The sequence below is a fragment of the Planococcus maitriensis genome, from assembly GCF_003289925.1.
GTDB classification, from domain to species: domain Bacteria; phylum Bacillota; class Bacilli; order Bacillales_A; family Planococcaceae; genus Planococcus; species Planococcus maitriensis.
Window position 1 is genome coordinate 1 of sequence record NZ_QLZQ01000007.1, and the last position, 24,583, is coordinate 24,583.

The 24,583-nt window shown below is 51.0% G+C and carries 18 protein-coding genes and 2 riboswitches; all 18 genes read right to left on the bottom strand.

Annotation, left to right across the window (positions count from 1 at the left end; all coding sequences use genetic code 11):
• Positions 1–464 precede the first annotated feature (464 nt).
• The 18 genes from DP119_RS13395 to DP119_RS13480 all read right to left on the bottom strand — a co-directional run bounded on the left by DP119_RS13395 (position 465) and on the right by DP119_RS13480 (position 24,562).
• Entirely contained in the window at positions 465–1,802 is a 1,338-nt protein-coding gene (locus DP119_RS13395) for an NCS2 family permease (RefSeq protein ID WP_112233648.1), read from the bottom strand.
• Between the two features lie 107 nt (positions 1,803–1,909).
• Positions 1,910–2,011: riboswitch (purine riboswitch) on the bottom strand.
• A gap of 117 nt (positions 2,012–2,128) precedes the next feature.
• Complete coding sequence (gene guaA / locus DP119_RS13400) at positions 2,129–3,667, bottom strand: glutamine-hydrolyzing GMP synthase (protein WP_112233649.1); 1,539 nt, start codon at positions 3,665–3,667, stop codon at positions 2,129–2,131.
• Between the two features lie 125 nt (positions 3,668–3,792).
• Positions 3,793–3,894: riboswitch (purine riboswitch) on the bottom strand.
• Positions 3,895–3,925: 31 nt separating this feature from the next.
• Positions 3,926–6,112: a transglutaminase TgpA family protein gene (locus DP119_RS13405; RefSeq protein WP_112233650.1), complete on the bottom strand. Its 2,187-nt coding sequence runs from the start codon at positions 6,110–6,112 to the stop codon at positions 3,926–3,928.
• Positions 6,109–7,284: a DUF58 domain-containing protein gene (locus DP119_RS13410; protein WP_240616450.1), complete on the bottom strand. Its 1,176-nt coding sequence runs from the start codon at positions 7,282–7,284 to the stop codon at positions 6,109–6,111. The genes DP119_RS13405 and DP119_RS13410 overlap by 4 nt, the downstream gene beginning before the upstream one ends.
• Before the next feature lie 35 nt (positions 7,285–7,319).
• Positions 7,320–8,270, bottom strand: coding sequence for an AAA family ATPase (locus DP119_RS13415; protein WP_101189847.1), 951 nt, complete (start codon positions 8,268–8,270; stop codon positions 7,320–7,322).
• A 185-nt stretch (positions 8,271–8,455) separates the two neighbouring features.
• Positions 8,456–9,289: an ammonia-dependent NAD(+) synthetase gene (nadE, locus tag DP119_RS13420; RefSeq protein ID WP_112233652.1), complete on the bottom strand. Its 834-nt coding sequence runs from the start codon at positions 9,287–9,289 to the stop codon at positions 8,456–8,458.
• An 11-nt stretch (positions 9,290–9,300) separates the two neighbouring features.
• The gene (locus DP119_RS13425; protein ID WP_112233653.1) at positions 9,301–10,770 is read right to left on the bottom strand and encodes a nicotinate phosphoribosyltransferase; all 1,470 of its coding nucleotides are present in this window, start codon (positions 10,768–10,770) and stop codon (positions 9,301–9,303) included.
• A 419-nt stretch (positions 10,771–11,189) separates the two neighbouring features.
• A complete protein-coding gene (locus DP119_RS13430; protein ID WP_112233654.1) occupies positions 11,190–12,632 on the bottom strand; it encodes an aldehyde dehydrogenase family protein in 1,443 nt (480 codons plus the stop codon).
• A 17-nt stretch (positions 12,633–12,649) separates the two neighbouring features.
• Positions 12,650–13,405, bottom strand: coding sequence for an SDR family NAD(P)-dependent oxidoreductase (locus DP119_RS13435; RefSeq protein WP_420812320.1), 756 nt, complete (start codon positions 13,403–13,405; stop codon positions 12,650–12,652).
• Between the two features lie 6 nt (positions 13,406–13,411).
• Entirely contained in the window at positions 13,412–14,497 is a 1,086-nt protein-coding gene (locus DP119_RS13440; RefSeq protein WP_112233656.1) for a tartrate dehydrogenase, read from the bottom strand.
• A gap of 15 nt (positions 14,498–14,512) precedes the next feature.
• Positions 14,513–15,781: a TRAP transporter large permease gene (locus DP119_RS13445; RefSeq protein WP_112233657.1), complete on the bottom strand. Its 1,269-nt coding sequence runs from the start codon at positions 15,779–15,781 to the stop codon at positions 14,513–14,515.
• Positions 15,782–15,783: 2 nt separating this feature from the next.
• Entirely contained in the window at positions 15,784–16,254 is a 471-nt protein-coding gene (locus DP119_RS13450; RefSeq protein WP_112233658.1) for a TRAP transporter small permease, read from the bottom strand.
• 116 nt (positions 16,255–16,370) lie between these two features.
• Entirely contained in the window at positions 16,371–17,378 is a 1,008-nt protein-coding gene (locus DP119_RS13455; RefSeq protein WP_205853886.1) for a TRAP transporter substrate-binding protein, read from the bottom strand.
• 24 nt (positions 17,379–17,402) lie between these two features.
• The gene (locus DP119_RS13460) at positions 17,403–18,791 is read right to left on the bottom strand and encodes an FAD-binding oxidoreductase (RefSeq protein ID WP_112233659.1); all 1,389 of its coding nucleotides are present in this window, start codon (positions 18,789–18,791) and stop codon (positions 17,403–17,405) included.
• Positions 18,792–18,812: 21 nt separating this feature from the next.
• Positions 18,813–20,498 (bottom strand): dihydroxy-acid dehydratase, encoded by a 1,686-nt coding sequence (ilvD, locus tag DP119_RS13465; protein ID WP_112233660.1) that lies wholly within the window; start codon positions 20,496–20,498, stop codon positions 18,813–18,815.
• A 334-nt stretch (positions 20,499–20,832) separates the two neighbouring features.
• Positions 20,833–22,269 (bottom strand): aldehyde dehydrogenase family protein, encoded by a 1,437-nt coding sequence (locus DP119_RS13470; RefSeq protein WP_112233661.1) that lies wholly within the window; start codon positions 22,267–22,269, stop codon positions 20,833–20,835.
• 15 nt (positions 22,270–22,284) lie between these two features.
• Entirely contained in the window at positions 22,285–23,337 is a 1,053-nt protein-coding gene (locus DP119_RS13475) for a homoserine dehydrogenase (RefSeq protein WP_112233662.1), read from the bottom strand.
• Positions 23,327–24,562 carry a M20 metallopeptidase family protein gene (locus DP119_RS13480; RefSeq protein WP_112233663.1) on the bottom strand — a complete coding sequence of 412 codons (1,236 nt, stop codon included), beginning with the start codon at positions 24,560–24,562 and terminating at the stop codon, positions 23,327–23,329. Before DP119_RS13480 ends, DP119_RS13475 begins: the two co-directional genes overlap by 11 nt.
• Between the last annotated feature and the right edge of the window lie 21 nt (positions 24,563–24,583).

Consider the following 24,583-nt stretch of genomic DNA (forward strand, 5'->3'; position numbering starts at 1 on the left):
GTTGATTGCTCAATACTGCTGGCGTATCGCCGTCATAAGACGCGCGATTCGCTTTGATCTGCCGAAGCTGATCAGTAAGTTTGCCGCGATCGCTCGCGGCTGTATTATTGACGTTTTGCTGTTCAGTTTTCAAGGTTCATGTTGTGCACCTCTCTTGGCGACTTGACTAATATAGCACGCTGAAAAAATCTCGTCAAGCTTTTACGAGAAACTTTTACACTTCTTATTATAACGTAATATTCTTAATGTTCAACTAAAAAATTATTACAGTTTTGAAAGGGGTCCACTTCCTTTCATTCAAATACTTCCCTCCTTCTCCAATCGTTAATGATAGGCGATCTTAATTAAGAAGAAACCTCTGAATGAATCACCCGGTAATGATTTATTTAAATAAGCTTTCTTTTATAATAGAAGAAAGAATTCTTACAGACAAAAAGCCGCTGACATATGTCGGCGGCTTCTCTTTAAGCAAGAAATATAAAATACAAAACGAAGATAACAAACAGGCCATACATGATCGGGTGGATTTCTTTTCTTCTTCCCGCCACCATCATCGTGATGGGATAGAAAATGAATCCGATTGCGATCCCGGTAGCGATACTATACCCGAGCGGCATGGCAATCATCGTAAGGAATGCTGGAACAGCAATTTCAAACTTGCCCCATTCAATTTGGCCAAGAGCGGAGACCATCAAGACTCCAACGATAATTAATGCCGGAGCCGTGACCGCACTTGTAATCACTGATAACAAAGGATAGAAAAGAATCGCAACCAAGAAGAGGATACCTGTGACCACTGAAGCAAAACCGGAACGCGCTCCGGCTGCTACGCCAGACGTCGACTCAATGTATGAAGTCGTTGTCGATGTCCCGAAGATCGCTCCGCTCACTGTTGCAATCGAATCTGCGAGCAAAGCTTTTCCTGCGCGCGGCAATTTATTATCTTTCATTAAGCCGGCTTGGTTCGCGACTGCCACCAATGTTCCAGCAGTGTCAAAAAAGTCTACGAACAAAAATGTCAGGACGATAACAAGGAATTGAATGGTCATCAATGAACCCGGGTCGCTGAAGATCGGTTCGAGCGCAACACCGAATGTCGGCGCAAGGCTTGGAACATTCAAATCGATTACTGCAGTCGGCAAGCTGACTACTTGGAAGATCATCCCGACCACCGCAGCGATTAAAATCCCAAAGAAAATTCCACCCTTCACTCCGCGCACCATCATGATGACAGTGATGAACAAACCGAAAATCGCAAGCAAAGCCGAGCCATTCGTCAAATCGCCAAGGCCAACAAGCGTATCGGGATTGCCTACAACAATCCCTGCATTCTGCAGGCCGATAAACGTGATGTAAAGACCGATACCGGCGCCGACTGCGTACTTCAGCTGAGCCGGAATTGCATTGATGATCGTTTCACGAATACCTGACAAAGTCAGCAAAATGAAAATCAGCCCTGAAACCAATACTCCAGTCAATGCAGTTTGCCAAGGCACTCCGTACGTAAGAACAACTGTATAGGAGAAGAAAGCGTTGAGCCCCATTCCGGGCGCAAGAGCAAGCGGATATTTAGCGACGATTCCCATCAATAGGCTGCCAATAGCGGCTGCTAGAGCCGTAGCCATAAATACAGCCCCGTAATCCATGCGAAGGGCAGGGTCCAAATCTGGAATCGAGTCCATCGTCAGTGTCAGCGGGTTGACGACCAAGATATAAGCCATCGCCAAGAATGTGGTCAAGCCACCGATGAATTCCTGACGGTAGTTCGTCCCTAGTTCTTCAAATTGAAAATATTTCTTCATTCATAATTCCTCCGTATGCTTTTGTATAAGTCTACGTAAAAAACGCATACAGCGATTTGCCGTATGCGTCCGATTATCCCTGCCCGAAAACAGAGAGTCCCCCTATAGATGTGGCGGACTAAAATCGTAGTCGGATCATTTACGGTGAACCGGTAGAGACTTTCAGGCCATATCCCTGAATTTATACGACAAGCTTATTTAATTTCATATATAGAATACCACGATAGGTATTCGAAAACAAGACAAAACACGAACAATTATATCCTTTTTTTCACTGAAAGTTCGTAAAAAACAAAAAGACGGCTGCTGATGGCAGCCGTTTCTTTCTATTCCCACTCGATGGTTGCAGGTGGCTTGCTTGTAATATCGTACAATACACGGTTGATGTGATCTACTTCGTTGACGAGACGGACACTTATTTTCTCGAGTACATCCCATGGGATACGTGCCCAATCCGACGTCATGCCGTCAATCGATGTAACGGCACGGATGCCGATTGCGTAATCGTATGTGCGGGCATCGCCCATGACGCCGACGCTGCGGATATCCGGAAGCACCGTGAAGTATTGCCAAACATCGCGGTCAAGGCCGGCTTTCTTGATTTCATCACGCAAGATCCAATCCGATTCACGGACGATTTCAAGTTTTTCTTCCGTGACCGCTCCCATAATACGGATGCCGAGACCTGGGCCTGGGAATGGCTGGCGCCAAACGATTTCATCCGGCATGCCAAGCTCGGTGCCGAGTGCACGCACTTCATCTTTGAACAGCGTGTTGAGCGGTTCGATCAATTCGAACTGCATATCTTCAGGCAATCCACCTACATTGTGGTGGGATTTGATTGTTTGGGCTGTCGTTGTGCCGCTTTCGATAATATCCGTATAGAGCGTCCCTTGGGCAAGAAAGTCCATGCCTTTCAATTTCTCTGCTTCATCATCGAAGACATAGATGAATTCATTGCCGATGATTTTGCGTTTCTGTTCAGGGTCGCTTACGCCTTCAAGTTTTTTCAAGAAGCGCTCGCGTGCATCGATCTTGATGACGTTCATGTGGAAGCCGTCGGCGAAGGTTTTCATGACGCTTTCGGCTTCCCCTTTGCGGAGCAGGCCGTGGTCTACGAACATACATGTCAATTGATCACCGATCGCTTTATGGATCAGGACGGCAACAACTGAAGAATCGACGCCGCCGCTTAATGCGCAAAGGACTTTTTTGTCGCCCACTTGTTCGCGGATTTTCGCGATTTCCAATTCGATGTAGTTTTCCATCGACCATTCATCTTTCATGCCGCAAACATCGAAGACGAACTGGCGCAGCATTTCATTTCCGTAAACGGAATGGCGGACTTCCGGGTGATACTGGACGCCGTATAGTTTGCGCTCTTCGTTAGCCATTGCTGCGACAGGGCAGCCAGGGCTCGTAGCGATAACATCAAATCCAGGAGGCGCTGCAGTCACGAGGTCGCCGTGGCTCATCCAGACGATCTGCTCTTGTGGCACGTCTTTGAAAATGGAGCTTTCCTTCGTCAAGGTCAATTCGGCTTTGCCGTATTCGCGGTTGGAAGCTTTTTCGACTTTTCCTTCCATACGCAATGCCATCAATTGCATGCCGTAGCAAATGCCCAATATCGGCAGTCCCATTTCAAAAATCTCCGGATCGATGGAGAATGCATTTTCGTCATAGACGGAATTCGGTCCTCCGGAGAAAATGATTCCTGTGGCATTCATTTCCTTGATTTCAGTCGCGGTGATCGTGTGCGGGTGGAGTTCGCTATAGACACCGATTTCCCGGATGCGGCGCGTGATCAATTGGTTGTATTGGCTGCCGAAATCCAAGACGACGATTTTTTTCTGTTCCTTCAACATAGGGCTGACTGGCAAATCCTTCACCTCTTCTATTCGATTCAGGCCACAATATAAAAAAGAACGCGAAAAATCACTCCTCGCGTTCTTGTCCTCTACGATAAAAAGACGAATGCGCATGCAAACAAGCATGCGTCATCCGCCTTCATAGTCAAGTCATTTCCGGTGACTTGGTAGAGACATCCGAACCGTATCATCGGACATATATGAGGGCACTGTATTCTATAATTTTCTCAATTGTACAGGCTAGTGTTTTCAAAATCAACCGCTTGTCCGATTGATTAAATTTTCCCAACTTTCCTTCAGTTTCGGCCAATCGACCGATTCGGTGTCCCCGCCATACACGGATTTTTCATACACTGCCGTCAATTCCGTCATTTCTTTCGTCCCATAGAACGAATCGACGTATTCGGCATATGATCGCAATGTTTGGCCCGGAGCCCGCTTTATTCCATACAGCTCCAGTTGCTTCAAAAGCCGCAGATAGGCTTTTTCGAAGGTTTCCGCATCCTCCTTCTTACGGCGGTAATACGGAATCAGTACTTTGGGCAGCCATTTCTTACGGACCTTGAATAGCATTAAAGCGAATAACAGCAGGCCGATTGTGGCTGCGATGAGCTTTCCTGCGTGTTCAGAAACGAATTCCAGGAACCGCTCACCCGCTGTCGGTCCGGCATCTGTTCCTGTGCCGCCATCCGGCTGCTCAGGCTGCGCTTCGGGTTCAGGTTCAGGGCGGTCGGGCATCTCCTCTTCTTCCGGTTCAGAAGCGTCGATTTCCAAATCGAAATCAATGGAAGATGATCCAGTGAAACCGATGGTCGGCTCGAACATCATCCAGCCCACCCCCGGCATATAAGCTTCCACCCATGAGTGTGCATTATTGTTCGTCACTTCGTAAACATCATAGCCATCCACAGTATCGATGACCTCCCCTTCGTTAAAGCCTTTCACCCAGCGTGCGGGAATATCCAGCGAACGCAGCAAAACGACCATCGAGGTGGAGAAATTATCGCAGTACCCGCGCTGTGTTTCAAAGAGGAATTGATCGACATAATCCTGATCTTCCGCTGGAACGGCGATATCGCTCTGGCTGTATTCAAAACCATTAGTACTGAAATAACGTTCGACTGCCTGTGCTTGTCCGTAAACCGTGTCGGAACCGGCAGCGATTTCTTCCGCCAATTCCCTGACCCGTTCAGGCAATTCGTCAGGCAATTGCAGATAGCGGTCGTATTCTGGCGGCAGTTCTGCAAGTTCTTCTGTATCTGTTTCACGCAGCGCAGTCAGGCTATAGGAAGGTTCGCTGTAGAACACTTCATAGACATCGGGTTCGAAAGCCGCATTTTCCTGCAATGTGTCAAAGCGCTGCTGAATCGGATCGTAGCGATAATCAAGCGTTTCTTCCATCAAGAAAGAGCTGGTTCCATAAGGATAGAGCACAAACGGGAAAGGCAACTGCATATCCACGAGGGCAGATGAACGCTCCTCGCCTTCCGGAGGGAAGTCTGTTGCGACTTCATCCCCATTTCGGTAAAGCTGCTCTTGGGCATCTTCTTCCGAAAGCTCCCATCCTTTTGTCGTATAGACATCTTTCACTTCGACTTTCCAGTACTGGCCTTCTTCCACTTCCGCCCTGAAGACAGTCGTATCATCAGAGACAAAAGAGCCACCGAGCTGCGAATCATCCACGCCGTAGCCTATGCGCCCGACGCCCCCTTCCCCGACACCGCCCTTTCCGGAATAGGAGGTGATGTACGGAACAGGATCAGGCCAAATCGGCTCGGCTTTCGGCAGATAAAATGCAAGGGCCGTCGAAGCGACCAACAGCAATAATAAGGGAATCGAAAAGACCAGCAATTTATCCGTCTTCGCTGCCGCTCCGTACCGCTCCATCCATCTTGCCAGATGCAATAGCCCTGCCAACAATAAGCCTATGACCATGATGCGGACTATCGCTGCATCACCCGAATATGGGCTGAACGTATCCAGCACAGCAACAAAAATGACCGTCAATAGATAGAACAGGAAAATACTCAGTCGGAAACTGACCCAATAATGGATCAGATAAATAGCCATCCACAACAGGGCAAAAAACAGGACGGTGCGGAACACATCAGTCGTCGCCTGCCAATCTTGGCTGAAGAGCGCCGATAAGCTGATGCTCGCCTGCTCTAAGATAAACCCTATGCTGTCTGCCGTAAAAAAGAGATTTCCTGTATAAACATAGACAATAAACCATAGAATATAAAACAATTTCAGGGGGCCGGTGACCCACCACGGAATGTCAAAAAACGCCATGATGAGGCCAAGCGCCACAAAAGCCAAAAACAGCCGATGATGGCCGGTTTCGGTCAATTCGATGACAGGGCGGAGCCATTCCGACAATAGGAAAAACACCAATATATACAATAAGCCCATAAATACTTTATTTTTTCTGATGGATGTCATGAACGGTTCGCCTCCATAAACGCCGAAGCGAAATTCTCAGGCCCGATCAGTTTTACGCGGAACCCTTTGGATCTGGCATATTGATGGTTTTTTTCATCTTCCGTTGTGATTGACTGCCCTTTTTCTGTCACGACCAAGCATAAGCATTGGCTTAAGCCTGTTACGTTCCGGCGGATTTCATCGACCATTTCGCGCGATAATGCCCCCGTCACATAGACTAAACTCGACACGCGGACTTGTTTCAAGTCGTGGCCGACCACAGCCGCAATCGGCCGGTCCAAGTCATCCTGGACTTTCGCCAAATGATAGAGGGCACGCTGCAATTGTTCATCATTTTGGATCAGCGGGAAAAAAGCGCGCGGTGTGCCGGCGGATAAATAGGCGACACTGGCGTGGGATGCCACTACAGAAGTAAGGATCGAGGCGATCAATTCGACTTGTATTTCGAAAACCGGAGACGGGGAACGGTCATCGAGCAAGAATAGATCCTGCGATTGGCGGTCTTCGAATTCTTTCGTGCGCATCGTCTGCGTACGCGCAAACGATTTCCAGTGGATCCACGAGACCCGGTCTCCCGGCTGGTAATCGCGGATGCCGCTGGCCATCGTAGTATCTTTCACCAAGGTAAATGGCGCGGCGATCGAGCCCTGGTCAAAACTGGAACCGATCGGGCGATACATCATGTCAACAGTGTTAGGGTAAACCAGTATAGCCTCTCGGATCGGCAACAGCTGGCGTTTTTTCACCCACCCGAAAAAATCGGCGGTTTCTACCGTGACGCCCTCTAACACATGTTCACCTCTCGGCATTTCATCGATTTCATAGGTCCAGGAAAATTCCTGGCGAAACCCCGGCAGCAACAGCTGCCGGCCTGCTTCCGCCATGCGGACTTTAAGCCGTGCAGATTGCGCCTGTTCCTCGAGGACGGTGTAAAGCAGCGGAAACGGAAACGCTCGCCGGACGGTGACAGTGGCCGAAAAGCGATGGCCGCTCCGCACTCGTGGCGTATGGACTGTCCGTTCCGCACGCAAATTGCGCAATGGATAGAACGACAACAGGACAGAATAAAGAATGAAAGGAACAGATACGTAGAAAATGAACCAACTAACAAAGCCGCCTTGAAACATGGCGAATGAAAAAGTCAAAAAAAGCAGGATGAGCACAAATATCATCCTGCCCGACGAACCTAAAATTTGTTTGACCCGCTTCATTGATTCACAAGCCTTTGTACAGGAACGCGTGTCTTGGCAATGATGCGCTCTGTCAATTCTTCAGCTGTAATGCCGTCATACCGGGCCTCCGAACGAAGCATGATGCGGTGGCCAAAGACGAATTTCGCCAAATATTGGATATCATCCGGTGTGACATAATCCCGCCCTTTCAGCATCGCATAGGCTTGCGCCGCTTTCATCAAGGCAATCGAACCGCGCGGGCTGACCCCGAGATAGACATATGGATCACGGCGCGTTTGTGTCGCCAATTCCACGATATAAGTGCGGATTGTATCGTCCACGCGAATCGTCCGCACTTCTTCCTGCAGCTTGAGCAATTCTTCGAGCGTCAGCACCGATTCAAGTTCTTCAATCGGCGGGATGGATTGGGAACGGGTCAACACTTCGATTTCTTCTTCCCGCGTCGGATAGCCCATTTTCACTCTCAGCAAAAAGCGGTCCAATTGCGCTTCCGGCAATGGATAGGTTCCTTCGTATTCGATCGGGTTTTGGGTCGCCATGACGAAAAACGGTTTCGGGATCTGCATCGTCACGCCGTCTGTTGTGACTGACGCCTCCTCCATCGCTTCCAATAAGGCGGACTGGGTTTTCGGCGACGTCCGGTTGATCTCATCCGCCAAGACGATATTGCCCATGATCGGGCCCGGGCGGAAATGGAATTGCATGTCTTTCGGGTTATAGATGGACACGCCCACCACGTCTGAAGGCAGTAAGTCCGGGGTGAACTGGATGCGCTTGAAATCAGCCCCGACTGATTTTGCCAGTGCCCGGACAAGCATCGTCTTGCCGACGCCCGGTACATCTTCAAGCAAAACATGGCCATGTGATAATAAAGCGACCAAACTCAACTCGGCGATTTCGCGCTTCCCGATAATCACTTTTTCGATATTATCTATGACTTTCCCTAATCGTTCTGTCGCTTTCATATCGGTTCCTCCTATATATGTGAAAAAGGTTTTGAATTGTCACAATCTTATTGCCATCATAGCGGATTCCAAGCGATAACTCAACTTAGCCACCACGGCAAGCCGGCTCAGCAGGCCATTCGAAACTATGCGCCAAATAGAAAAAAGCGGGAAAAGCATATGCTTTTCCCGCCTTGTAGTCCTACTTAATTGTTTTTCCAGAAATCATCGAAAATCGTTACAGGCAAATGGCGCTTATGTTGTGTTTTCAGATAATAGCCTTCCAGTTTTTCACGCGCCTCTGACGGAATCTCCTTGCCTTCCAAATAATCGTCGATTTGGTCATAGGTGATGCCGAGCGCGACTTCATCCGGAATGGCGGGCTTATCTTCTTCCAAATCGGCCGTCGGCACTTTTGTATACAAGTGCTCCGGCGATCCGAGCGCTTTGAGCATTTCACGCCCTTGCCGCTTGTTCAAGCGGAACAAAGGCATTACGTCAGCTGCACCGTCGCCGTATTTTGTGTAAAACCCAGTAATCGCTTCAGCCGCATGATCTGTCCCGAGAACGACTGCATCATGCATGGCGGCGACCGAATACTGTGCTTTCATGCGTTCGCGTGCCTTTTCATTGCCTTTCGCGAAATCCGTCAACTCGATGCCTTCTGCTTCCAGTGCACGGTCGCTTGCATCGACTGCTTCTTTAATATTGATCGTATAAATTTTGGTCGGCTTAATGAAATCGATGGCATCCCGTGCATCATGTTCATCGAATTGAACCCCGTATGGCAGGCGCACGCCGTAAAAGCCGTAAGTTTGGCCGCCTTCTTCCTCGTTCAATTCATCGACGGCCATTTGCGCCAGCTTGCCGGCAAGAGTCGAATCCTGGCCGCCCGAGATGCCAAGCACAAATCCCTTTAGAAATGAATGATGCTTCAAATACTCTTTCAGGAATTCGACCGTGCGCTTTACCTCTTCCTGCGGGTTGATCGAAGGCTGTACCTTCAGTTCATTGATGATCTGCTGTTGTAATGTCGACATGTGGATCCTCCTTATTTGTTCGTGAATTCCTGAACCGATTCCCGTACTTCCTGGATATTCCGCATTTTGTTATTCCAGCATTTCTCACTCAAATCAACCGGATATTCTTCCGGGTTGAGCGACCGCTTGTACTCATCCCACAGCAAGTCGAGTGTCCCGACTGCGTATTTCTGTATTTCTTCCAGCGGCGGGCTCTCGTAAATGACTTCTCCCGCTTCGATGACTTTCTGATGGATGTTCACGGCATCGAAATTGGTGACGAACTTCGAGACGAATGTATGGACAGGGTGGAACATTTTCAAGCGTTCTTCAGAAGCGGGGTTTTCGTCATGCATTGTAATGTAATCACCTTCTGATTTCCCATTTTCCCTATCTATAATCCGGTAAACGTTTTTCAAACCTGGAGTCGTCACTTTTTCCGCATTGCCGGAAATCTTGATGGTATCTTCCATTTCGCCTGCACTGTTTTCGATTGAAACGAGTTTATAGACCGCGCCCAGCGCTGGCTGGTCATACGCAGTGATAAGCTTCGTCCCGATTCCCCATGCATCGACGCGGGCTCCCTGGGCTTTCAAGTTGAGGATGGTGTATTCATCCAAATCGTTGGAGACGACCACTTCGGTGTCAGGGAACCCTGCATCATCGAGCATTTTCCGCGCTTCCTTGGACAAAAAGGCAATATCGCCGCTATCCAGGCGGATGCCGCGGAAATTGATTTTATCTCCGAGCTCCTTGGCCACTTGGATCGCGATCGGCAGGCCGGACTTCAAGGTATCGTATGTATCGACCAGGAACACGCATTCACGGTGGCGCTTCGCATAAGCATGGAATGCTTCGTATTCATCTTTATAGGCCTGGATCATGGAATGGGCATGCGTACCTGCGGCCGGAATGCCGAATAACTTGGCGGCGCGGGTGTTGCTGGTCGCCTCTAAACCGCCGATGTAGGCGGCACGGGTGCCCCAAATCGCTGCATCCATCTCCTGTGCGCGGCGCGTGCCGAATTCCATGACACGCTCAGTGCCCACGACTTGTTTGATGCGGCTCGCTTTTGTAGCAATCAAGGTTTGGTAGTTGACGATATTAAGAAGTGCCGTCTCGACCAATTGCGCTTCCAAAAGAGGTGCTTCGATGCGGATCAACGGTTCATTTTGGAAAACAAGCTCACCTTCGACAACTGAGTATACGTCTCCCGTGAAACGGACTTCTTTTAAGTAATCCAAAAAATCTTCCTTATAGCCTAGTTCGTTGCGCAAATAAGCGATATCACTTTCCGAAAAATGGAAGTTCTTCAAATAATGAAGTATTCTCTTAAGCCCCGCAAATGTGGCATAACCATTGCCGAATGGCAATTTACGGAAAAATAGTTCAAAAACCGCTTTCCGTTCATGCATCCCATCCGCCCAATAGGTTTCAGCCATATTGATCTGGTATAAATCGGTATGTAATGCCAAGCTGTCATCTGCATAACGCGTTTCCACAAAAATCCCCTTCTTCCACAGTAATGACTATCATTATACATCAAATTCCTTATTTTATAAGACATTGAATTCCCATAGAAGCCCTATCATTGACATATACCCAAAATTATGAGATAGTATTCAGAGTTAACTACGAGGTAACATATAAATTTTGATAATCTGGCATTCTACGCAATGTTTTTGAAGATACTTATTCACACTGGCGCGATTACAGGATCGCAAGGACGTAAAAGAAGGTAGGGTTTACGTTGCTTAAGTTTTAAACACCCAGTGGAACTATTACCGCGGCAATGAAAGCAAACACTTTCAATGGAAATGATTCCCCGTTCGTTACGGGTTGATATTTTGGTCAAAACACATGATTGTTACCTAATAAACAAAGGGCTGTCCTCATCCGAGGGCAGCCCTTTTCCAATGCTCTAATACTTCAATGCGACGTTTTTCAAAACGGTATAATTGCGCAAGGCTTCAAGCCCTTTCTCCCGCCCAAAACCGCTTTTTTTATAGCCTCCGAACGGCATCTGCACACCGCCGCCGGCACCGTAATTATTGATGAACACTTGTCCTGCACGGATTTTCGAGGCAACGCGGTGAGCCCTTGCGCCATCTGATGTCCAGACGCCCGCCACCAAGCCATAATCCGTTCCATTCGCAAGCCGTATCGCCTCCTCTTCCGTCTCAAATGCGAAAGCCGCAACGACCGGCGCAAAGATCTCTTCCTGGGCGACATAACTTTTCGGCGATAGGCCTTCAATGATGGTCGGCTGGAAAAAATAGCCGCCGGACAGTTCTTCACGCTCTTCCCTTTTGCCTCCGCAGAGGAACTTCGCGCCTTCTCCCCTTGCGGTTTCCATGAAGCTTTCGATGCGCTCATATTGTTTTTCATTCAGTACAGGGCCAAGGTCAAAATCGTCTTCACCTTTGCCAAGACGGACAGCGCTTAAACGTTCAGACAGTTTTTTTAGAAACTCCTCTTTGATCGATCGATGAATCAGCAATCTGGAGCCCGCCGAACATGTCTGCCCCGCATTCTGGATAATGGAACGCATTACCCAGTCGAGCGCTTCCGCCTGGTCGCAGTCCTCGAACAGGATATTCGGTGATTTGCCCCCGAGTTCGAGCGTGACCGGTTTGACATTTTTCGCGGCTGCAGCCATGACGGCAGAACCGGTCTGGACCGACCCTGTAAACGTAATATGGTCGATATCAGGATGTTCGCAAAGCGCCGCACCGGCCTCAAAGCCGTATCCCGTGACGACATTGAAGACCCCTTTTGGCAACTCGGTCTGATCGATGATTTCCGCAAGCCTTAGCGCCGTTAAAGGCGTATCTTCCGCAGGCTTTGCAACGACTGTATTACCGGTCGCGATCGCGGCTGCCGCCGAACGCGCAATGATCTGCAGCGGGTAATTCCACGGCACGATATGGGCGGTCACGCCAATCGGTTCACGCACGGTGTAATCGAGAATGCCGGGCTGTACCGGAATCGTTTCGCCGAAAATCTTGTCGGCCATGCCGGCATAGTATTCAAAATACTGGGCAGCTGCCTCGACATCTTTCCTGCCTTGTGCCAGGGGCTTTCCGGTGTCACGCGTTTCAAGAAGCGCGATCGCTTCCAGGTCTTCCCGCAAGGCTGCCGCGATTTTGTGCATGATTCGCCCACGCTCGGCCGGATGGAATTGCTGCCATTCTTCCGATTCAAAGCAAGTTCTCGCAGCGGCCACTGCACGGTCGATATCTTCCGCTTTGCCCCTCGGCACTTGCGCCAGTATTGCACCGGTCGATGGATCTTTCGTTTCGAAACATTCCTGGCTGGCGCTATCCTTCCATTCCCCTGCCATATACATTTTCTTTTTACTCATTCGCTCGCTTCCTTCCATTAGATTCCCCGTCCGCCATCGACATTGACGACGCTTCCAGTCATCATTTTCGCTAAATCCGAACTCATGTACAGGAGGGCATTGGCAATGTCCTGAGGCTGGATCAAGTCGCCAAGCGGCACGCTTTTTCGGAATGTATTTTCTTTCATCGACTCCACATCGGCTCCCGCTGCTGTAAATTCCCCGAGCATTTGGGTATCAGATGGCCCGGGGTTGATGCAGTTGACGCGAATGTGATGAGGGGCCAGTTCGATCGCCAAGGCTTTCGTCAACGATACCGCAGCGCCTTTGGATGCGATATAGGCATTCAATCCAGGGCGCGGGCGTTCAACGGAAATCGATGCTACATTCAAGATCGAGCCTGAACCCTGGCGTTTCATATACGGGACCGCTGCCCGTGAGGTGAGGAAGACCGCTTTTGTATTGATGGAAAAGATCCGTTCCCACATTTCCAGGGAAACGTCTTCGATATCCGTTGCCGATTGGGCGATCCCGGCGACATTCGCCAATATATCGATGCGTCCATAGGAATTGTGGATTTCTTCAAAAGCAGCTTCAACGCTTGCTTCATCAGTCAAGTTGCTATTGACGACCAGCAATTTCCCTTGATGCCGGTTTTTCAATTCACCTAATGAATCCGTCCGGATATCGAGGGCAGCGACGTTCGCGCCGCTTTCAAGGAAACTTTCCACGGCCGCTTTGCCCATGCCGCCGCCGGCTCCGGTAATGACTGCTGTTTTGCCATCCAATCGAATCTCCATTTAACGCCCTTCTTTCACTGTGATTTGTTCTTTCACCGCTTGCCTGATCGCCGAACCGAGCTGTTCGGTAGTGGCGTCTCCCCCAAGATCCGGGGTGCGTACCTTTCCTTCGCCCAGCACTTGCTCGATTGCCGACACGATTGCCTTTGCCAATTCCGGCCTGCCGAGATGGTCGACCATTAATGCCGCTGACCAAATCTGGGCGATGGGGTTGGCGATGCCTTTGCCTGCGATGTCCGGTGCAGAACCGTGAATCGCTTCAAACATCGAAGGGAAATCACGTTCCGGGTTGATGTTGCCGGATGGCGTAACGCCGAGCCCGCCGACAATGGCCGCACCTAAATCCGTCAAAATATCGCCGAACAAGTTCGAGGCAACCACCACATCGAATGATTCCGGGCGTTCGACGAAATAGGCGGCAAGTGCATCGATGAAATAACTTTCGAGTTCGATGCCATCATACTCCGCTGCCACCGCAGCGACCGCTTCATCCCACAATTTCATGGAATGGATGATGGCGTTCGACTTCGTGGCACTCGTCACTTTTTTCCGGCCTGTAGCTTGCGCATATTCATACGCATAGCGGGTGATGCGCTCGACACCTGCGCGGGTGATGACTGTATTTTGTATCGCCATCTCCTGCGGCTGTTCCGCATACAAACGCCCGCCGACGTTCGAGTATTCCCCTTCCGCATTTTCACGGAACACGATGAAATCGACGGGCGCCTCATTTTTCAGCGGCGACTCGATTCCCGCCAGCCGTTTGATCGGCCGCATATTGACATATTGGCGGAAGTTTTTGCGGATCGGCATGATCAATTGCCATATGCTGATTTCATCCGCAACGCGTGCATCGCCGATAGCACCAAACAAAATTGCGTCGAAAGCTTTTAATTGCTCAAGGCCGTCTTCCGGCATCATGGTACCGTGTTCCAAGTAATGTTCACTATTCCAGTTGAATTCGGTAAAGCGGATGTCGAATTCCGGGTCCACTTCGCGGATCAGTTCCAGCACGCGAACCGCTTCTTTCGTCACATCCGGCCCGATGCCATCACCCGGCAACACCGCTATATTATAAGTCGCCATGAATTTCCCCCTAACTTAATCTCCTAATAAGAACAAACTGATTTCCGGGATAAAGGACAAAATGATTACGTCGATCACCATGATGAGAATGAAAGGCACAATCGCCCGAAGCAGGCTTTCGAATTTGGTGCCCGCGATATTCGCGGCCACAAACAAGTTAACCCCCACTGGCGGCGTGATGAAGCCGATGCCGAGGTTGACGACCATAATTATGCCAAAATGCACCAAATCGATGCCGAGCGCACTTGCAATCGGGGCAAGAATCGGCGTCAGGATGATGATGGCTGCAGACGTCTCGAGGAAAATCCCGCAAAGCAACAGCACTAAATTGATGATCAATAAAGCGATAATCCAATTGTCCGTCAAACTCAACATCATTTCCGTCAATTCAGCCGGAATGCGCTGGCGCGTCAGATAATAGCCGAAAACAGAGGCCCCTGCGATGATGAACATGATGACCGCAGTCGTCACGACAGAAGAAGAGAAAATCGCCGCAAGATCCGTGAACTTGATTTCCCGGTAAACGAACAAGCCGATGACAAGTCCGTAGACCACCGCGACCACTGCCGCTTCTGTCGGTGTGAAAATGCCGCCATAGATGCCGCCAAGAATGATGACCGGCATCAATAATGCAAGAAACGCATCCATAAATGCTTTGAAAAAATCTTTCGCCCCGAATTTCTCGCCCCCGCCGTAACCTTGTTTCAAGGAAATGAAATAGACGAGCAAGATCAAAGACAACATGACCATAAGACCCGGTACGATTCCGGCGATGAACAAATCACCGACCGAGACGCCCGCTGCTACACCATATAAAACAAGCGGGACGCTAGGCGGGATCATGATTCCGATGGTACCGCCAGCTGCTTGAATGGCAGTGGAAAAGCTTTTATCGTAGCCTTTATTGACCATTGCAGGAATCATCAGCGCCCCGACCGCAGCTGTCGTGGCGGCCGCTGAACCGGAAATCGCCGCGAAAAATGCACAGGCGACAATGGAAACAATCCCGAGCCCGCCTTTGACGCGGCCGAAGATGACATTCGCCAAATGAATCAAGCGGTTTGAAATCCCGCCGCTTTCCATCAATTTACCTGCCAGGATGAAAAATGGAATCGCCATCAATGGAAAGGAATCGACCGAATTGAACATGCGCTGGATGATGACAATGATCGATACATTGCCTTCAAAATAAAAAATCAACGCGGAAGCCAGCCCGAGTGCTATCGCAATCGGGACGTTAATCAAAAACAAGGCGATCAGCAGCACAAACAATAAGAGGGCCATATTCACACACCCCCGCTTTTGAAGTCTTGCTTAAAGCGTGCAGCCATGTTGATGATCAATACGGCACCGCTGATTGGGATGATCATGTAAATCGCCCCCATCGGTATGCGCAAAACCGGCGAAGACTGCGCCATGCCTTGCATCGCTAAATTATATCCTTCGACCACCATGAGCAAAAAGAACATGAGGCTCGCAATTGTGGCAATGATATAAAGCACTTTCCTGCCAGGCGTACGGAATAGGTTGACGAAAAACTCCATGCCGATATGCGCTTTTAGCGACATTGCATAAGCTGCACCTAAAAATGTCAGCCAAATCAAGCTGTAACGGGCCACTTCTTCCGTCCAGGCGAGCGGCGAACCGAGCACGAACCGGAAAATGACCTGAAGAAAAACAACTGTCACGAGCACTGCCATGAGCAGGTTCAAGAAATGCTTAATTCCTGAATTCAAATAACCGATCCATTTCATCATCGATTTCCCCCGATAGAAAAAAGAGAGAAGACACTCTCTCTTTTTTAAGTTTCAATTATAGTTTACTAAGGCCGTTTCATTAGCCAGCAAAAACGTCCTTTGACAGAAGCGCTCCCTTACTGGGCATCTAAAATACGATTCAGTAATTCCTGATGCTCGATTTGGTCATAAACCGGGCGTACCGCTTCCTGGAACGGGGCAGTATCGATGTCCTCAATGATTTCCATGCCCTCATCTTTCAGGTTCTGCAAGGACTCCTGCTCCATTTCGACAATAAGGTCACGCTCCATGGCGCCCACTTTCTGCCCTTCCTCCATGACGATATCGCGCAGGTCTTCCGGAAGTTCGTCATATGTCTGCTGGCTCATCATGTAAATGGCAACAGAGTAGACATGGCCCGTCAAGCTCATATACTGCTGGTTCGCATCGAACAAGCTGAACTGGTCCGCTACGATCGCCGGGTTTTCCTGGGCATCCACGACGCCTTGCTGGAGTGCCGTGATCGCTTCTGTCCAGGCCATCGGTGTCGGCTGTGCCCCTAGTTCTTCAAATGCCGCCAAGTGGATTTCGTTTTCCTGGGTACGGATTTTCAGGCCTTCCAAATCGGCAGGCGTATTGATCGGACGCACAGCGTTCGTCACATGGCGGTAGCCGTTTTCTCCCCAAGACAAACCGATGATGCCATTCTCTTCAAGCTTCGTGAACAATTCATCGCCGATCTCCCCTTCGAGAATTTCTACTGCAGAGTCACGGTCGTTGAACAGGAAAGGCACATCCAAAACGCCAAGCTCAGGCACGAAATTGGTGACCGGCGCTGTAGAAGAAACGACCAGGTCGACCGTGCCAAGTCCCATGCCTTCAGTCAATTCGCGTTCCGCACCGATTTCACTGTTGGCGAACACCTCGATTGTTACACGGCCATCCGTGCGTTCTTCCACGTTTTCAGCCATCTCCAAAAAGCCGAGATGATACGGATGGTCTTCAGGCAATGAATGCCCCGCCTGCAGGTTAAAAGTTTCTCCTGAATCCCCGCCGGACGTGTCCCCTTCTGAACTTCCGCACGCCGTTAAAGCAAGCGCGCCTCCAACCAATACTGTTGCAAACCCCATTTTCTTCATCGCCATCTTGTTTCCCCCTTTGTTTATTGTTTATTGCATTGCTGCAGAATTGCCGGTTTCATAAAACAGCTTTCCAGGATTCAAGAGATTTTGCGGGTCCAAGGTTTTTTTCAGGGCCTGCATGACACTATACGCATTGCCATGTTCAAGTTGCTGATACTTCGCCTTGCCGATGCCGACTCCGTGTTCACCGGTACATGAACCGCCTTTTGACAAAGCATATTCAACAATCGCCCGGTTAAATGCTTCCGCTTTCGCCATTTCCTCGGGATTTTCAACGTCAATCATCAACAGTGCATGGTAATTGCCATCTCCTACATGCCCGAGAATGCCCCCTTCAAGCCCTTCGGCGCGCAGTGCTTCCTGTGCAGCGTGGATGCCGCCCGCCAATTGTGAAATCGGCAGGCAGACATCCGTCACCATCATTTTTTTGCCTGGATTCGCCCGCATCGCTGCATAAGCTAAATTGTGGCGGGCATCCCATAATTGGGCTCTAGCCAGTGAATCTTTTTCGAATTTGAAATTGCTGCATCCATTATCGGATAAAATATCACGGGCAAAATCGACGTCTTGCATGAGCCCTGCTTCGTTGCCATGGAACTCGAGAAATAATGTCGGGACTTCCGGGTAGCTGGTATGGCTGTATGCATTCACCTGGGCGATCGATGCCGCGTCCACCAATTCGATACGCGCGACCTGGATGCCTGCAGACTGAATCGCCACCACCGCCGAGACGGCTTCATCTATAGAAGAAAAGTCCGCCCGTCCCGCGATAGTCATTTCCGGTATCCCGTAAACTTGCAAGGTGAGCTCCGTAAATGCGCCGAGCGTGCCTTCCGAACCAACGAATAAGCCGTTCAAGTTATAGCCCGAAGATGATTTGACCGCCAAATTACCGGTATGGATGATTTCGCCGTTAGCAAGCACCACTTCAAGATCCCGGACTTGGTCGCGCATGACGCCATAGCGGACAGAAGTCGTCCCGCTCGCATTCGTCGCCGCCATGCCCCCCAGTGTTGCATCGGCTCCAGGGTCTACAGAAAAGAACAGGCCGTGCTTTTTCAATTCCTGGTTCAGCTTCGATCGGGTCACGCCAGGCTCCACACGGACGAGAAAATCTTCCGGCTTTATTTCCAGCACTTTATCCATCAATGAGAAATCCATCGTAATGCCGCCTGCATATGGAATGACATGCCCTTCAAGGCTAGTGCCGAGCCCGAATGGAACGATGGGGATTTCATGCTTGCCGGCAATTTTCATGACCCGGCTTACTTCTTCAGACGATAATGGAAAGACGACGGCATCAGGACGGGCCGGTGTATGGTACGACTCGTCCCGGCTATGCTGGTCGAGAACGGCGCTATTCGTGGTCACCCGATCAGCAGCCAATGCCTGCTTGAGTTCTTCCAGATAACTCATGCTGGTTCCTCCTTGCAGATTTTATCTATTTAAATAATCCGTAACCGCTCCTTTGGAAGAGCAGGAAACATTATGTGCGTATTTTCCAAGCACGCCTTTGCGGTAAAGCGGCGGCGCTGTCCATTCGCTTCTGCGTTTTTCCAGTTCTTCTTCCGATACGTCCATGGAGATTTCCTGCAGGTCCGAGTCGATCGTCACCATATCGCCTTCTCGGAGCAAAGCAATCGGTCCGCCCGATTGCGCTTCCGGCGAGATGTGGCCGACGACGAGGCCGTGCGTGCCGCCTGAGAACCTTCCATCAGTCAATAGCGCGACGGATTCGCCCATGCCTTTTCCGACGAGGATCGCTGAAATCGACAGCATTTCCGGCATGCCCGGGCCGCCTTTCGGGCCGACGTAGCGGATGACGAGAACGTCGCCGTCATTGATTTCATTTGCCATGACCGCTGCAGTCGCTTCTTTTTCATTATCGAAGACGCGTGCCGGGCCTGTATGGCGGTTGACTTTGACGCCTGACACTTTCGCAACTGCGCCTGTGGGGGACAGATTGCCTTTCAGGACGATCAGCGGGCCGTCTTTTCGTTTTGGGTTGTCGAACGGCATGATGACGTCCTGGCCTTCTTCAAGGCTCGGTGCTTCCTGCAAGTTCTCTGCGACTGTCTTTCCTGTAACCGTCATGCAGTCGCCGTGCAAATAACCGGCTTCCAATAGCATTTTCATGACCGCCTGAACGCCGCCGACCCGGTGAAGGTCCTGCATGACGTATTTTCCGCTCGGCTTCAAATCCGCAATATGCGGAACCGTTTTTTGGAGGCGGTTGAAATCGTCGATCGTCAAATCCACTTCCGCGGCGTGCGCAATCGCCAATAGGTGAAGGATCGCGTTCGTCGAACCGCCGAGTGCCATGACGACCGTGATGGCGTTCTCGAACGCTTCCTTCGTCATGATGTCTTTTGGGTAGATGCCAAGCTCGAGCAAATTATGCACGGCTTTACCGGCAGCTTCACAGTCCGCTTCCTTGTACTCCGACACGGCCGGGTTCGAGGAACTTCCCGGCAAGCTCATGCCCATCGCTTCCGCTGCTGACGCCATCGTATTCGCTGTATACATGCCGCCGCATGAACCCGCGCCCGGGCATGCGCTGCATTCGATCTTGCGCAAGGCCGAATCATCGATAGCCCCATTATTATGCTGGCCAACGCCTTCAAATACGGAGACGATATCGATGTCCTGGCCGTTATAGCGCCCTGCTGCGATGGTTCCGCCGTAGACGAAAACTGCCGGCACTTCGGAGTTGGCGATGGCGATCAAACAGCCGGGGATGTTTTTATCGCAGCCCCCGATTGCGACAAGCCCGTCCAAGCTTTCTGCGCCGACGACCGTCTCGATGGAATCCGCGATGACATCACGGCTCGATAGGGAATACTTCATGCCTTCGGTCCCCATGGAAATCCCGTCGGAAACGGTGATCGTATTGAAGATGAACGGGACGGCTCCCGCGTCTTTCGCCCCTCTTTTGGCAGCTCTTGCCAATTCATCGATATGTATATTACACGGCGTCACTTCGCTCCATGTGCTTGCGATGCCGACCATCGGCTGCTCGAATCCTTCATCCGTCACTCCGACCGCCCTCAGCATGGCACGGTTGGGCGCTTTCATCGCCCCTTCGCTGAACACTTTACTCTTGATGCGCAAATCTTTTTTCATGTTATCCTATCCTTTCTATGTAGCGGCTATGTGGATTTATGGGCATTCATATACCTTGAGTGCCCGCTTGGCTCAACTAGCAAGCAGCAGGAAACAGTTTGCCGGCTGATTTGAGTTTCTCTTAATTATAGAGGACATTTTTCAGAATTCAATGAATAAAACGATAATTAATAATAATATTTCACAATTTGTCACACATATTTTATATGTATACGCTCTCATACGGTATGAAAGTATTTTCGCTTATCTACAGACAATTCGGTGCATAAATTTACATAGCGCGCTATAACAATAAAAAAGCACGCGCTGCAAAAGCTGCGTGCTTTCTGCCGAACTATCCCAATTTAAAGCAGATGACTTTCGTATCCGTCATTTCCTGGATTGCGTATTTAACGCCTTCCCTGCCGAGCCCCGACTGTTTGACACCGCCGAACGGCATGGCGTCGATGCGGAAATCGCTGCTGTCGTTGATCATGACGCCGCCCACTTCGAGCTCCTCGATCGCCCGGTGCGCATGATCGAGATTTTTCGTAAAGATTCCTGCCTGCAGCCCGTACTCGACTGCGTTGGCCCGTTCGATCGCTTCGTCCAGATTTTTCACGCTATAGAGCAAGACGACCGGCCCAAAAATTTCTTCTGCTGCAAGCGTGCAATCTTCGGGTACATCCGTGAGTACCGTCGGCGAATAGAATGCACCGTCCCGTTCTCCGCCCGTCTCGAGCATGGCGCCTTTATCCAGCGCCTCCTCGACCAGCCGTCCGACGCGTTGCGCTTCTTTTTCCGTAATCAAGGGGCCCATATCCGTCATTTCGGATTGCTTATCGCCGACAATATAGCGTTCCGTTTGTTCGACGAATTGTTCTTTGAACAGATCGAATACAGGGTCTTCGATATAGATCCGCTGCACGCCGAGGCAATTTTGGCCGGCTGCCCAAAACGCGCCGGATACGGATGATGCCACTGCGTCTTCCATATCCGCGTCTTGAAGAACGATGACAGGCGAGTTCGAGCCAAGTTCCATGCCCACTTTTTTCAGCCCCGCTTTTTTGGTGATTTCAAGCCCGGTCTCGACGCCTCCGGTAAAACTGATCATCCGGACAGCGGGATGTTCGACTAACACATCCCCGATTTCCCCGCCTCTTCCGGTGATGACGGAAAGGATTTTTTCCGGCAATCCTGCGTGCGAAAAGGCTTGCGCCAGCAACAATGCGCTAAGGGGCGTGACAGTCGCCGGCTTGACGATGATCGCGTTGCCTGATGCAATCGCCGGGCCGACTTTATGTGCCACCAGGTTCAGCGGGTCGTTGAACGGCGTGATGGCCCCGATGATGCCGAGCGGAAAGCGCCGGTAATAGCCGACTTTGCCGACTCCACCAGGCGATTGGTCGAACGGGATCGTTTCGCCGGTGATGCGCCTCGCTTCTTCTGCACTCAAGCGCAAAGTTTCAACTGCCCGCCCTACTTCTTTCCGTGCTTCACGGATGGTTTTGCTGCTTTCTTTGGCGATTGTGCGCGCATAATCTTCTGTGTTTGATTCGATATAATCCGCTGCTTTGCCGATGATTTGCATACGTTCAACCACTGTCATTCGTGCAGCGATTTTGGCACCCGCCTTTGCCTCCGCGATGCAAACTTCCATATCTTCCTTCGCCGCGGCAGGCACCCTGTCGACAAGCGATCCGTCCTGAGGGTCGATGACGTCGATCCATTGTTTTCCGTCTACCCATTCACCTGCCAGAAACATTTTCCGGCCTTCGACATGTGTCGCCATCTATTCCTCCTCCTTTCATGACCGCACCGCTTCTCTGGCCTTTGCGATCGTCAATAAATCGATGAGCAAGGAAAAGCCGGTTTCCGTTTTGCCGGCTCCTGCGCCGCTCAAAGTGACCGGCCCCAACAGGTCAGTCTCATAAGTGATGGCGTTGAGCGCGCCTGAAATGGAAGCGAGCGGGTCATCCAGCGGCACTTTTTCAGCCGCGACTTTCGCTTTGACGAGGCCGCCTTCCTTCTTGGCCGAAGCGATCAGCTTCCAGCGCTTGCCTTCCACGCGTGCTTGTTCGATCAGTTCAGGGGTCATTTGTGAGATGCCTGTGCACTCGACGTCTTCGACGGATAAAGGCATGCCCATGACATGCTGCGCCAGAATGACGATTTTATAACGCGCATCGAGCCCTTCGACATCGCTCGTCGGATCCGCTTCCGCATAGCCAAGTGATTGGGCTTCCTTGAGCGCCGCTTCATAGGTTTTCCCTTCATCCATGCGCATGAGCATGAAATTGGTCGTGCCGTTCAGGATGCCGCGGATTTCGGTGATGTCATTTCCGGCAAGCGTCGCGACCGGCATCCGTAAAGCAGGCGTCCCGCTCATGACCGTTCCTTCAAAGCCCCAGGAAACATTGTGTTTATCCGCCAACGCCGAGAGCTCCTGGTAAGCGAGCGCAACCGGCCCTTTGTTGGTCATGACGACGTTCTTGCCGCTTTGGAAAGCTGCCCGGCAATGGTCGATTGCCGGCTGCCCGGTTTTCACGTCCGTATAGGACACTTCCACCACCGTGTCAGCGTTCGATTGCCTGATCGTCTCCAAACTGTCCCAGCCCGTGATGAGCCCTTCCGTTTTCGGATAGCTGTCCAGGCTTCCGGTCTTTTGTACCGCGTCCAGAACCGCTTCGAGGTCGAGCCCATCCGGATGGTACAGCGAGCCTTTCCTGAAGTCGGATATCGCGACTACTTTCGCTTCGAAGCCTTCCCGCTCTTGCAGGCTTTGCCGTTTATTGTGCAGGATTTCCGCGAGCCCTTGGCCGACTACGCCGAAGCCGATAAATGCCAGTTTATGTGTCATGCTGCTCCTCCTCTTCTCCGTGCCCGTCCGGTTGTTCGAAAAAGCCGATTGCTGCATTGGCTAATATGGCGGCTCCGAGCGGCAGGCTGCGCTCATCGATATCGAAATGCGGCGTATGCAAATCCCGCTCGATTCCGTCATCCACCGCGCAGCCGAGGAAAAACATCGCCCCCGGCAGCTGCTGCGTGACATAACCGAAATCTTCGCCTCCCATGCCGAACGCCTGGTGAGTGAACCTCACAGATGGATCTGTTTTACGGATAGCTGCTGCGATCCGTTCGTTGACGCTTCTATCATTGACCAATGCGGGTTCCCCCCGCTGGTAATGAAAGGAATGACCGCCGCCAAGCTGATCGGCAAGCGCGAAGGCCTGGCGGATTTCCGCCTCAAGCAAATTCCGCGCTGTGCTTGAATAGCTCCTGACCGTTCCTTCCACTTGGACCTCATGCGGGATGATATTGCTTGCGGTTCCAGCATGGATCTGCCCGACGCTGACAACCGCGGGTTCGAGCGCGGAAATTTTCCGCGGCACGATGCCGTGCAGTGCCTGCAAAATGAGGCCGAGCATCCAGGTCGGGTCGCTGCCGAGCTCCGGATACGCACCGTGGCCGCCGGTCCCCTGGATGGTGCCATGAAAGACATCGACGTTCGCCATGCTGATGCCGTCGTGCATTTGAACAGCACCGACTGGTAGCCACGGGCACATGTGAAGCGCGATTGCCAGCTCCGCTCCCTTATAAGCGCCCGCTTGCAGCAAATACGGGGAGCCGGACATGGACTTTTCATCAATCATTTCTTCCGCCGGCTGGAAAATGAATTTGACCGTTCCGCCTAATGGTTTGTCCCGGTAGTATTCCGCAAGAAGCGAGACAGCGCCGAGCAGGATGGCGGCATGCGCATCGTGTCCGCAGGCATGCATGACCCCAGGGGCTTTCGAGCGGTAATCGCACGTGTTCGCTTCCTCGATCGGCAAAGCATCGATATCGGCGCGCAATGCCATTACCGGGCCCTCGCCGGTTCCGACCGTTGCGGTCACGCTCGTTTCTAGGCCTATTCCCCGTTCGACCGCAACGCCTTCGATCGGTTCCAATACCGAGGTGATAAAATCCGCCGTCTCGAATTCCTGGAAACTCAACTCCGGGAATTGGTGCATCGTCCGCCGCCATTCGCTGAGCTTTCCGCCCATCTTTTCCGCTTCATTCAGAAGTTTGTCTTTGGCCCGCATGCTATTCACCCGGCTTTCCGA